Here is a 10500-nt window from a genome sequence, read left to right on the forward strand (position 1 = left end):
GGCGGGATATCGAAGCCCTCGGTCCGTGGGGGAGGGGTTTCCAACCGTCGGACCCCGCGCTCACGGGTCGCCGCGCTCCGCATTCTCCGCGGTGCGCGCGCATGCCTCGGTCGGTTCGGGGCCGACCAGAGCTTGGACCGCCTCACCGAATCGCCTCCGCGCCGCAGGATCGAGTCGGCGCAGGTGGACCCCGACCAGCATCAGCAGCCGCTCCGTCTCCCGCTCGATGGCCGGACGGTCCACAGATCCGCAGTGATCGGAACCGTAGAACGCCTCGATCGGCAAATCGAGGGACTGCGCAATCCTGTTGAGCGCGCGCGCGGCGGAGGATTCCACCTTCCGGTCAGCAATCGTCCGCAGGAATTCGAGTCCGTTCTCATCCATGGCGGCCCCTCGAATCACTCGCGACGGGGGAAAATTTCCCAACCATGACAAGAGGTGCCCGCGTGAAGGGGTATTCGCAAGTGAACTCTTTGTCATTTCGCCGGAAGATTGGTACGGAGCTAGACATTCGAGCTTCGAGCGGCCCGGGGGGACCGTCCACCATGCGCATCAACGTCATCGATGGCTACGCGGAGAACGCCGACCGTCTCCGGGCGGCTCTCGAAGCCTCGTGCGTTGTGGGAGCCTGGGAGTGGGACCACGTCCGCGGCGTGGTCGTCTACGACGCGGGCGCGGCCCGGTTGCTGACCGGCAATCCCGACCTTGCCGACCGTCCGATCAACGGGCCGATGGCGCTGGCCGCGGTGCATCCCGAGGACATGACGTGGTTGATGGACCACATGCTCCGGGCCGTCCGGTCGAGCGGGCTGGTCCTTGCGGAGTACCGCGTGTTCAAGGCGGACGGCACCGTGCGCTGGCTCCTCAGCCGGGGGCGGACCCATCGGAACGAGGACGGCGAGCCGCAGCGCTCGCACGGCATCCTGATGGACATCACCGAGATCCGCGACGGCGGCGACCGCTACGTGGTCGGCAGGCCCATGGCGGGCGGCGACCCGCTGGAGCGGGCGGCCGACCTCGCCGTCGCGCTCAAGGAGACGCTCACCGACGACATGCCCGCGGAGGTGCGGGCGGCCGCCGACCTGATGCTGCTCGGTCTGGGTCGCGCCCTGGCCCGCCGGATGACGCACTGAACCGCCCCTCCCGGACGGCCCAGATCCCGCGCGCCGGAGAGCGGATCTCCGAGGCTGCGGACCCGCCATGCAGGCACGAACCCGCCGGGATTCGGCGGTCCGGACCGGAGAAACCGGGGCGCGCGCGGACGCACGTGGCATAAGGAAGCCGTTAAGACTTCGCGCGGGCACATCGAAACGCCTGGACGGCGGCAACCGTCAGTCGAACAACCCGACGACGGAGCGGAATGCATTTTAATCCCGGCCCAGATGGACAAAAATACATCCGCCGGACACGCAAAAGCCGCCCCGGAACCGTGGCCGGGGACTTGTGTCGCGGCTTCGGGCGCAACATATTCCCGACCGAGGCGCCAGCCCGGCGCCAGAGGTCCTGCGTGGGCCTCGACCGAACACCACGCTGAGAGAGCCTCCGCAAGGAAACTCCCATGGCATTCGAGAACAGCCCCTTCCGGTACGGCGCCCAGCAGCCGACCGGCTACGCCGGCACCCAGGTCGAGGTCGATCAGGGCCTGCGCACCTTCATGCTCGGCGTCTACAACAACATGATCGTCGGGCTCGGCATCTCGGGTCTCGTCGCGCTCGGCCTGAACATGGCCTCCGTGGCGGCCTACCAGGGCACCCGCCCGATCCTGACCCCGTTCGGTCAGACTCTCTACCTCAGCCCGCTGAAGTGGGTCCTGATGCTCGCCCCGCTGGCGTTCATCTTCGTCTTCTCCATGCGGATGGACCGGATGTCGGCCTCTTCCGCCCGAACGATGTTCTGGGCCTTCGCGGCGGTGATGGGCGCCTCGATGTCCTCGCTCCTCCTGGTGTTCACCGGGGGCAGCGTGGTGCAGGTGTTCTTCATCACGGCGGCGGCCTTCGGCTCGCTCAGCCTGTGGGGCTACACCACCCGGCGCAGCCTCTCCGGCATGGGCTCGTTCCTGATGATGGGCCTGATCGGCATCATCCTCGCGTCGCTGGTGAACATCTTCTTCGCCTCGTCGGCCCTCCAGTTCGCCATCTCGGTGCTGGGCGTGCTGATCTTCGCGGGCCTGACCGCCTACGACACCCAGAAGCTCAAGGAGATGTATCTCTACGGCGGCTTCGACGGCGAGATGGCGGCCAAGATGTCGGTGAACGGCGCCCTGACGCTCTATCTCGACTTCATCAACATGTTCCAGTTCCTGCTGAGCCTGATCGGCGACCGCCGATAAGCCAGCCCGAACAAGACGGGACGAGGGAACCCCGGCGGGACACCGCCGGGGTTTCTTTTTGCCTGGCCGCCGCGCGCGGATGCGCTAGGCTCGGGCCATGCCCGCGCTCTCCGACCTCTCCGGCCTCTCAGCTTTCCCGATCACCCCGAGCGACGCAGACGGCCGCGTCGACGCGGAAGCGCTGCGCCGGTTGCTGGAGCCCCTGGCGGCCGCCGGGGTCGACTCGATCGGCCTCCTCGGCAGCACCGGGACCTACGCGTACCTGAGCCGCGAGGAGCGGCGCCGGGCGGTGGCGATCGCCGCCGAGGCCGTGGCCGGACGGGTCCCGCTCCTCGTCGGCATCGGCGCCCTGCGCACCGACGAGGCCGTCCGCCTCGCGCAGGACGCGCGGGCGGCCGGCGCGGATGCCGGGCTCCTCGCCCCCGTCTCGTACACGCCGCTCACCGAGGCGGAGGTCGAGGCGCATTTCGCGACCGTAGGGGAGGCGGGCGGCCTGCCCCTCGTCCTTTACGACAACCCCGCGACCACGCATTTCCACTTCACGCCGGCGCTGATCGGCCGGATCGCCCGCCAGCCCGGGATCGTGGCCGCCAAGTGCGCCGCGCCGGAACCGGCGCGGGCCGCCTCCGGGATCGCGACCCTGCGGGAGGCCGTCCCGGCGGGCTTCCCCATCGGGTTCAGCGGCGACTGGAACGTCACCGAGGCGCTGATCGCCGGCGGCGCGGCGTGGTTCAGCGTGGCGGGCGGCCTGTTTCCCCGGACCTGCCTGGCGATCGTCCGGGCCGTGGCGGCGGGCGAGACCGAGCGGGCCCGCGCCCTCAACGCCGAGCTGGAGCCCCTCTGGAGGCTGTTCCGGACGCATTCCAGCCTGCGGGTGGTCTACGCCCTGGCCGATCTCATGGGCCTGTGCCGCGCCGAGCCGCCGCGGCCGATCCGGCCCCTGGCGCCGGAGACGGTGGCCGAGATCGCCGCGACCGTCCGGCGCCTGTCCCTGTCCTGAGCGGGCGCGGCGCGCGGATCACTCCGGAGCCGGGCAGCGCATTCCGGGAGGACGGCGCAGACCGATGCGCGCGACATCGATGCGTCGGGCCTCCTTCCGACCGAGCCGGATCACGGGGGCAGGCGCGCGCGACGCCGACGCCGGGCCGATCGGTCGACGATGCCGCGGCATCAGACACATCCGATCGGCGCCATCATACCGGTCAGGGCCCCGCGGGCGGGCGGATCCGGGACAGCGCCCTCCGATAGCCCAGCCAGGTCGAGCGCCGCCCTCTGAGGCCTTGGCCGACGCGCTCGGACAGCCTGCGCGCGCCGTCGCCGGCCGGGCGCAGATGATCCGGGTCTCCGAAGTCGGCGCCGGCATATTCATCGTTCGAGAATTCGTCGACGAGTTGCGCATCGCAGCGCTCGCAGAGCGCGCGCACCTTCCGGAACAGCGGCAGGTCGGCGGGGAGAGCGGCGCGATAATCGTCCCTGACCGGCGGGATCACGACGCAGACCCGATCACCGCGCCGCCTGGCGAAAGCCAGGATAGCGGCAAGGCGCGCGAACTGCTCGCCTCCCGCATATCTCTGCTCGCTCAGCGCGACGTGCCGGGCGACCCTGCGGGCGAGCTGGTTAGCGTCCTGCGCGAAGAAGAACACGTCGTCCGACCTCGTGAAGCCGTTATACAGGTGAGGCGGAACGTCGGAAAAGTCCGGCCAGGGAATATGGAGATCCATCGTCCAGAGAAGGTCGTCGAGGTGCTGGGGCCACCCGAAGCCGAACGCCCGGCGCAGGAATACCGCGCGCCCCTTCTCGGAGGTTTTCAGACAGTCGAAGCCGTAAGAGAAGATGGAGTACAGGACGACGACCTGTCTCAGGTGACGATTGCGCCGCGCGGCCCACCCGTACATCATCGCGCTCTGCGACAGATCCTGACTGATGGTGCAGAGATTGAACGATCCATCAATGTGAGCCGGATCTATACCGTACTCTCCATGCGAAGATCCGATGATGATCGTATCCACATCGGGGCCGACTTCCATGAACGTGTTGCGCTTCGCCTCGAGCTTGGCGAAGTAGATTTCCGTCTCGAACGGCAAATCAGGCGACATGGCAGCGGCTATTATCCGGAAGGACAGTCGATGGATTCGCCTGTCTATCCTGCCGTGCATCGATCAGCCACCTGGGGTTACAATCGCTCGACGCCTGTCGCGCAGTTGGACCTCAGGCTCGATCGTATGCCCCGTCCGCGGCTCGGCGGGCCCAGCGAGCGCTAGGCCAGCACAAGGATCGCCGGAGCGCCGTAGCGCTCCTATCGGCACTGCGGGACGTCGCCGTCAGACCGCCGCCGGTGCCGGTTCCAGCACGGCGATCACCCGGGCGAGCTCGGTACCGCGCTTCAGGATCTGGCCGCTCGCGGCGACGACGGCGTAGGCCCCCTGGCGCCGGGCGAGCTTGGGATCCTTCTCGATGCGGTAGAGCGGCATCTCGGAGGAGCGCCGGTAGATCGAGAACACCGCCTTGTCGCGGCGGAAATCGAGGGCGTAGTCGCGCCACTCGCCCGCGGCGACCTGCCGGCCGTAGAGGTTGAAGATCGTGCGGAGCTCGTCCCGGTTGAAGGCGATCTGCGGAGGGGCCGCGCGGGCGGGGAAGGGGATGACATGGCCCGCCGCCTCGTCGGGCCTCGACCCGGCGCTCGTCCTCTCGGTCATCACGGCTCCCGTGCATCGATGCTTTGCCGGATGATGGGCCTCGCCGCCGCGGCCCGCAAGGGTCGCGCACGCCGTGTCCCGCGAGACACGCCCAAGCGACAAAAAACACGGTTTGGCCCGATTCACGCCTTTTGCAGGCCGCGTTGCGGCGCGACAACAGGCGTCGAACCTCGCCGGGTTCTGCCCGGTCGGCGACCGACACCCAGCTCCCCAGCCATCGGTCGCCGCTCGGGATCCCAGGATCCGGCACTCCGAGGTTTCGAGACCCAAGACTTCAGGCCGCCCCTCGGGCGGCCTTTTTTCCGTTTCCCGTCGGGCCGGGGTTGCGGCTATGCCAGCCGCACCATGGGCCCGCCCGCCTTCGACGCCGCCTTCCTGCACGACCTCGACGCGCTGTTCGCGTGGCGCCGCGACGTGCGCCGCTTCCGGACGGATCCGGTCGACGAGGACGCCCTGCGCGCCTGCCTCGCGGCGGCCCACCGGGCCCCCTCGGTCGGCAACAGCCGGCCCTGGCGCTTCGTGCGGGTCGCGGATCCGGGACGCCGCCGCGCGGTCGCGGAGAACTTCGCCGGCTGCAACGAAGCCGCGGCCGCGGGCTACGCGACCGATCGGGCCGCGCAGTACCGCGGCTTGAAGCTCGCCGGCCTGCGGGAGGCGCCGGTCCATCTGGCCGCCTTCTGCGACGCGGCCACCGAGACCGGCCTCGGCCTCGGCCGGGCCAGCATGCCGGAGACCCTGGCCTACTCGGTCGTGGGGGCGGTGCAGTGTTTCTGGCTCGCCGCCCGGGCCCGCGGCCTCGGCGTCGGCTGGGTCTCGATCCTGGAGCCGGAGGCGGTCACGGCGATCCTGGCCGTGCCGGAGACGTGGCGGCTCGTGGCCTATCTCTGCGTCGGCTACCCGGTGGAGGAGCATCTCGACCCGGAACTGGAGCGCCACGGCTGGCAGTCGGAGGACCGGCGCGGGAGCGAACTCCACGAGCGCTGAGACGCGCGCGGAGCGGCGGCCCCGTCGCGCGGCAACGGCCCGTACACCCTGGTTCGTGGTTGCTCTTTTACCGTGCCCCGCGGATCCGCAGAATGACCCCGCGTCAACCATAGCTTTTCTCGGAACGGTAAGCTCGGCCGGGGATTACTTGCCCGCGTCTAGTCTAGCTTTGCGAGGATCGCGGTGATGTCGGGTCGGGTGGCGGCTCTATTCGGTTTGGCCGGCGCGATGCTGGCCGGTTGTTTCCAGGCGGCGCAGGCGCGCGAGATCGTCCCCTTCGCCAACGGCGTCGCGCCGGGCTCGGTGGTGATCAGCGTGTCGCAGCGCAAGCTCTACCTGGTGAACGGCGACGGCACGGCGATCCGCTATCCCGTGGCGGTGGGCCGCCCCGGCAAGCAGTGGTTCGGCATCAAGCCGATCGACGGCAAGTACGTCGCCCCCGCCTGGTCGCCCCCCGCGGAGGTGAAGCGCGACAACCCGCGGTTGCCGAACCTCATCGCGGGCGGCTCGCCGCACAATCCCATGGGGGCGGCGGCGATGACGCTCGCGGGCGGCGAGTACGCCATCCACGGCACCAACCGGCCGAACTCGGTCGGCACCTACGCGTCCTACGGCTGCATCCGGATGTACAATCAGGACGTGGTCGACCTCTACGCGCGGGTCGATGTCGGCACGCAGGTCTACATGACCCACTGAACCCAACGCGCCCCGCCGGCCTCACCCGGCCGGCGGGGCGGTCGCCTCGACGGCCGTGAAGGTCTCCAGGATCCGGTAGGTGTGCGCGGCGCCGGCCGGCACGCAGTAGGAATCGCCCGGCGCGAGCGCCACGGTCTCGCCCTCCAGCACGAGCTCGGCCCGGCCGCTGATGACGTAGCCGACCGTCTCGTGCGCCGAGGTGGTCATCGGCTTGTCGGCGTTGGGCTCCTCGGCCCGCCACATCCGCATGCCGAGCCGCTCGCCGCGGGCGAGGTGGATCTCGCCGTGCGGGCCCGCGGCCGCGCTCCGGGCCGATACTGTCGTCGCCATCGTCGCCTCCCTCCGGTGAACCTCGCCAACGGGGCCCGGCGTCCGACGTTCCGCGCCCGACAGCGCGACACGTTCGGCAAGCCCCGCGCCGGCGCGCCGCTTGACGGCCCGCGCCGCGCCCCGACAGGATGACGCACCGGTCCGAGAGGCGCCCGACAGAGGCGCGGGCCGGCGCGGCGTCCGCGATCCGCCCCAGGTCCGGCGCGTCGGCGGACGACCCGGATCGGGAGGGACGCGCCATGCAGATCAAGGCGGCGATCGACAGGATTCCCGGCGGCCTGATGCTGGTGCCGCTCCTGCTCGGGGCCCTGTGCAAGACCTTCGCGCCGGGCGCCCCGGCCTATTTCAAGGGCTTCACGCAGGGGATCATGACCGGCGTGATCCCGATCCTGGCGGTCTGGTTCTTCTGCATGGGTGCCTCGGTCAGCCTGAAGGCGACCGGCACAGTGCTGCGCAAGTCCGGCACGCTGGTGGCGACCAAGCTCGTCGCCGCCTGGGCGATCGTGCTGGTGGCCGGGCTGTTCATCCCGCCCGAGGGCATCCAGACCGGCTTCTTCGCCGGCCTGTCGATCCTGGCGATCGTCTGCGCCATGGATATGACCAATGGCGGCCTCTACGCCTCGCTGATGCAGACCTACGGCAGCCGCGAGGAGGCCGGCGCCTTCATTCTGACCTCGATCGAGTCCGGCCCGCTGATGAGCATGATCATCCTCGGCGCCTCCGGGGCGGCGCATTTCGAGCCGCAGATCTTCGTGGGCGCGGTGCTGCCCTTCCTGGTCGGCTTCGCCCTCGGCAACCTCGACCCGAAGCTCCGGGCCCTGTTCGCGCCCGGCGGCCAGCTGATGATCCCGTTCTTCGCCTTCGCGCTGGGGAACACGGTCGACCTCAACAACCTGCTCTCGCCGCTCGCGGGGCTCGGCATCGTGCTGGCGCTCGCGGTGATCGTCCTGACCGGCATCCCGCTGATCCTGGCCGACCGGGCGATCGGGGGCGGGACCGGCACGGCCGGCTTGGCCGCCTCCTCCACCGCCGGGGCGGCGGCCGCCAACCCGCTGGCGATCGCCGCCGTCGCCCCGCAATTCGCCCCCTCGGCGCAGACCGCCACCGTGCTGGTGACGATCTGCATCATCGTCACCTCGATCCTCGTGCCGATCCTGACCGGGCTCTGGTACCGGCGGTTCGGGGCGGGCGTCGCCGAGGCCCGGGCCGAGGAAGAGGCCGGCGCGCCGCTGGCGGTCCCGGCCGAGTAGGCGCCCCGCGGCGGGTCCCTCAGAAGTCGACCGCGAGGCCCTTCACCTCCCAGTCGTCGTAGCGGACCGGCTCAAGGCCGCCGCGCCCCTGTCGCTCGGGCTTGGCGCTGATCTCGGCGGCCCGGGCGTCGATCGCCGCGCGGCGCTCGGCGGCCTCGGCGAGGGCGCGCTGCGCCGCCGGGCTGAGGATGCGGGGCGGGGCGGCGCCGTCTCCGGCCTCCGCGGCCGGGTCCTGTCGGTGCGGGTCCTGTCGGTGCAGGTCTTGTGCGGTCGGCTCTTGCATCGCGCTCGCTCGGGTGTGAGGGCGTGGGTCGGGAAGACGTCGGATCTGGAGCAGAAGTGGCATCGCGGGACACAGGCCGCAACACGCGGAACGCAGCGGCACCGGGCGGGACCGGTCCGGACATCGCGGGACTGGGCGCGCGCCGCGCGGCGATGCAGGCGGTCGCGGCCCTGATCGGCCAGGAGCGCCCCCCCGCCCTCGACGACGCCCTCGCCCAGGCGATCCGCGCCGAGGCGCTGGCGCCGGCCGATGCCGGGCTGGCGCGGGCCATCGCGGTGGCGACCTTCCGCCGCTACGGTCTGATCCGCGCCGCCCTGGCCGCGCGGCTGGAGCGCGGGCTCCCGGCGGCCAAGCCGCAGCTCACGGCCCTGCTGGCCACCGCGACCGCCCAGATCCTCGACCTCGCGGTCCCCGACCACGCCGCGGTCGACCTCGCCGTGCGGCTCGCCAAGGCGGATACCCGCACGGCCCATCTCGCCGGGCTCGTCAACGCGGTGCTGCGCCGGGTCGCCCGCGAGCGCGACGCGATCCTGGCCGCGGACGCCGACGCCCTGGCGGTCAACACCCCGGACTGGCTCGCCCGCCGCTGGGTCGCGGCCTACGGGCCCGAGCGCGCGGCCGCGATCGCCCGCGCCCACCTCGCGGGGGCCGCCATCGACCTGACCCCGCGGGGCGAGCCCGCCGACTGGGCCGCGCGGCTCGGCGCCGTGACCCTGCCGACCGGCTCCCTGCGTCTGCCCGAGAACGGCCCGGCTATTCCCGAGCTGCCGGGCTTCCAAGAGGGAGCGTGGTGGGTCCAGGACGCCGCCGCGGCGTTGCCGGCCCGGCTCCTGGCGCCGCGGGACGGCACCCGCGTCCTCGACCTCTGCGCGGCGCCCGGCGGCAAGACCCTGCAGCTCGCCGCCACCGGCGCCCGGGTCACGGCGGTCGATCGGTCCGCACCGCGGCTGGAGCGCCTGCGCGAGAACGTCGCGCGGCTCGGCTTCGCCGTCGACGTCGTGGTCGCCGACGCCCTCGCCCTGGAGCCGCAGGACCACGACGCCGTGCTGCTCGACGCGCCGTGCTCGGCCACCGGGACGATCCGGCGCCATCCGGACGTGGCCTGGACGAAGGCCGAGGCCGATATCGGGCGGCTTGCCGCGCTCCAGGCGAAGCTCCTCGACCACGCGGCCGGGCTGGTGCGGCCGGGCGGCCTCCTCGTCTACTGCACCTGCTCGCTGGAGCCGGAAGAGGGCGAAGCGCAGGTGGCGGCGTTCCTGGCCCGCGATCCCCGCTACGCGCGGGTGCCGGTCCGGCCCGAGGAGGTCGGCGGCGCGGCGGCGCTGATCGACGACCGCGGCGACCTGCGCACGCTGCCGTGCCACCTACCGGAGTTGGAGGGCGCCCGCGGCGGCCTCGACGGCTTCTTCGCGAGCCGCCTCCGGCGGGCGGACTGACCGGGGGCGCGGGCCGGGTTTTCTGGAGGCGGGCCGGCGGTCCGCCCCCGCCCCATCATTTCGTGGGGTGCCGCAGGCGAGCCCGGAACCCGGACCTGCCGACGGTGCATTCCCGATCGTGTTGCAAAGGTCCGGAAGACAGGCGTCTGCGGGTCGGCACAGCCGCGCCGCGACGCGATCCCTCTCTCGCACGGGAGAGGGACCTGCGCCTGACTCTCATCTTGTTTCCGGGTCATGGGATCGATTCCGCCGTCCTCGCGAGCGGAGCGAGGCGATCCAGGGTCGCGCCCCGCTCAACGACGTCGCGCCGCCCTGGGTCGCTTCGCTGCGCTCGCGATGACGGAGAGGGGCGTCGACCGCGCTGGGCCGCTCAGTTTGCCTTGACAATGTTCCTATTTTGTGCTTCCTGACCGCACCTGTCCGCGGCGGCCCGGGAGCGATCCCGGGCCGTCCTTCGGGGGCCCGCCCGGTGGCTGACCGTGCGGGTCCGGGGACG

12 protein-coding genes are annotated in these 10500 nt (G+C 71.5%); 7 read left to right on the plus strand and 5 right to left on the minus strand.

Translation table 11 applies throughout. The features are described from left to right. Positions 1–60: 60 nt before the first annotated feature. Positions 61–384 (minus strand): hypothetical protein, encoded by a 324-nt coding sequence (locus tag ACLBYB_RS27270; RefSeq protein WP_056531185.1) that lies wholly within the window; start codon positions 382–384, stop codon positions 61–63. A gap of 161 nt (positions 385–545) precedes the next feature. Here ACLBYB_RS27270 and ACLBYB_RS27275 point away from each other — a divergent pair, with 161 nt between their 5' ends. From ACLBYB_RS27275 to ACLBYB_RS27285, 3 genes are all read left to right on the plus strand, one after another. Continuing rightward, positions 546–1133 carry a PAS domain-containing protein gene (locus tag ACLBYB_RS27275; RefSeq protein ID WP_020095345.1) on the plus strand — a complete coding sequence of 196 codons (588 nt, stop codon included), beginning with the start codon at positions 546–548 and terminating at the stop codon, positions 1131–1133. Positions 1134–1558: 425 nt separating this feature from the next. Then, on the plus strand, positions 1559–2329 hold the full coding sequence (locus ACLBYB_RS27280; RefSeq protein ID WP_020095346.1) for a Bax inhibitor-1/YccA family protein: 771 nt from the start codon (positions 1559–1561) through the stop codon (positions 2327–2329). A 97-nt stretch (positions 2330–2426) separates the two neighbouring features. After that, complete coding sequence (locus tag ACLBYB_RS27285; protein WP_447700650.1) at positions 2427–3329, plus strand: dihydrodipicolinate synthase family protein; 903 nt, start codon at positions 2427–2429, stop codon at positions 3327–3329. A gap of 202 nt (positions 3330–3531) precedes the next feature. Here the strand turns inward: ACLBYB_RS27285 and ACLBYB_RS27290 are convergent, their stop codons facing one another. Together ACLBYB_RS27290 and ACLBYB_RS27295 are read right to left on the minus strand one after the other, a co-directional pair. Then, positions 3532–4425: a hypothetical protein gene (locus tag ACLBYB_RS27290; RefSeq protein ID WP_447700651.1), complete on the minus strand. Its 894-nt coding sequence runs from the start codon at positions 4423–4425 to the stop codon at positions 3532–3534. A gap of 225 nt (positions 4426–4650) precedes the next feature. Next, positions 4651–5025, minus strand: coding sequence for a DUF2794 domain-containing protein (locus tag ACLBYB_RS27295; protein WP_020095348.1), 375 nt, complete (start codon positions 5023–5025; stop codon positions 4651–4653). Between the two features lie 345 nt (positions 5026–5370). Here ACLBYB_RS27295 and bluB point away from each other — a divergent pair, with 345 nt between their 5' ends. Together bluB and ACLBYB_RS27305 are read left to right on the plus strand one after the other, a co-directional pair. After that, positions 5371–6009, plus strand: coding sequence for a 5,6-dimethylbenzimidazole synthase (bluB, locus tag ACLBYB_RS27300; RefSeq protein WP_354455250.1), 639 nt, complete (start codon positions 5371–5373; stop codon positions 6007–6009). A gap of 186 nt (positions 6010–6195) precedes the next feature. Beyond that, entirely contained in the window at positions 6196–6705 is a 510-nt protein-coding gene (locus tag ACLBYB_RS27305) for a L,D-transpeptidase (RefSeq protein ID WP_020095350.1), read from the plus strand. Between the two features lie 21 nt (positions 6706–6726). On the opposite strand, the gene ACLBYB_RS27310 is transcribed toward ACLBYB_RS27305, so the two are convergent. Beyond that, complete coding sequence (locus tag ACLBYB_RS27310; protein ID WP_042669659.1) at positions 6727–7035, minus strand: cupin domain-containing protein; 309 nt, start codon at positions 7033–7035, stop codon at positions 6727–6729. 239 nt (positions 7036–7274) lie between these two features. On the opposite strand from ACLBYB_RS27310, the gene ACLBYB_RS27315 reads away from it, so the two are divergent. Next, positions 7275–8285 (plus strand): 2-keto-3-deoxygluconate permease, encoded by a 1011-nt coding sequence (locus ACLBYB_RS27315; protein ID WP_020095352.1) that lies wholly within the window; start codon positions 7275–7277, stop codon positions 8283–8285. A 19-nt stretch (positions 8286–8304) separates the two neighbouring features. On the opposite strand, the gene ACLBYB_RS27320 is transcribed toward ACLBYB_RS27315, so the two are convergent. Next, entirely contained in the window at positions 8305–8568 is a 264-nt protein-coding gene (locus tag ACLBYB_RS27320; RefSeq protein WP_354455248.1) for a DUF1674 domain-containing protein, read from the minus strand. A gap of 56 nt (positions 8569–8624) precedes the next feature. Here ACLBYB_RS27320 and ACLBYB_RS27325 point away from each other — a divergent pair, with 56 nt between their 5' ends. After that, positions 8625–10004: an RsmB/NOP family class I SAM-dependent RNA methyltransferase gene (locus tag ACLBYB_RS27325; protein WP_170855276.1), complete on the plus strand. Its 1380-nt coding sequence runs from the start codon at positions 8625–8627 to the stop codon at positions 10002–10004. Positions 10005–10500: the final 496 nt, after the last annotated feature.

Source organism: Methylobacterium sp. D54C (genome assembly GCF_053345595.1).

Excerpts from the sequence above, each read along its gene's own strand:
- ACLBYB_RS27270 (WP_056531185.1), bottom strand. The coding sequence starts at position 384 with ATGGATGAGAACGGACTCGAATTCCTGCGGACGATTGCTGACCGGAAG.
- ACLBYB_RS27275 (WP_020095345.1), top strand. The coding sequence starts at position 546 with ATGCGCATCAACGTCATCGATGGCTACGCGGAGAACGCCGACCGTCTC.
- ACLBYB_RS27280 (WP_020095346.1), top strand. The coding sequence starts at position 1,559 with ATGGCATTCGAGAACAGCCCCTTCCGGTACGGCGCCCAGCAGCCGACC.
- ACLBYB_RS27285 (WP_447700650.1), top strand. The coding sequence starts at position 2,427 with ATGCCCGCGCTCTCCGACCTCTCCGGCCTCTCAGCTTTCCCGATCACC.
- ACLBYB_RS27290 (WP_447700651.1), bottom strand. The coding sequence starts at position 4,425 with ATGTCGCCTGATTTGCCGTTCGAGACGGAAATCTACTTCGCCAAGCTC.
- ACLBYB_RS27295 (WP_020095348.1), bottom strand. The coding sequence starts at position 5,025 with ATGACCGAGAGGACGAGCGCCGGGTCGAGGCCCGACGAGGCGGCGGGC.
- bluB (WP_354455250.1), top strand. The coding sequence starts at position 5,371 with ATGGGCCCGCCCGCCTTCGACGCCGCCTTCCTGCACGACCTCGACGCG.
- ACLBYB_RS27305 (WP_020095350.1), top strand. The coding sequence starts at position 6,196 with ATGTCGGGTCGGGTGGCGGCTCTATTCGGTTTGGCCGGCGCGATGCTG.
- ACLBYB_RS27310 (WP_042669659.1), bottom strand. The coding sequence starts at position 7,035 with ATGGCGACGACAGTATCGGCCCGGAGCGCGGCCGCGGGCCCGCACGGC.
- ACLBYB_RS27315 (WP_020095352.1), top strand. The coding sequence starts at position 7,275 with ATGCAGATCAAGGCGGCGATCGACAGGATTCCCGGCGGCCTGATGCTG.
- ACLBYB_RS27320 (WP_354455248.1), bottom strand. The coding sequence starts at position 8,568 with ATGCAAGAGCCGACCGCACAAGACCTGCACCGACAGGACCCGCACCGA.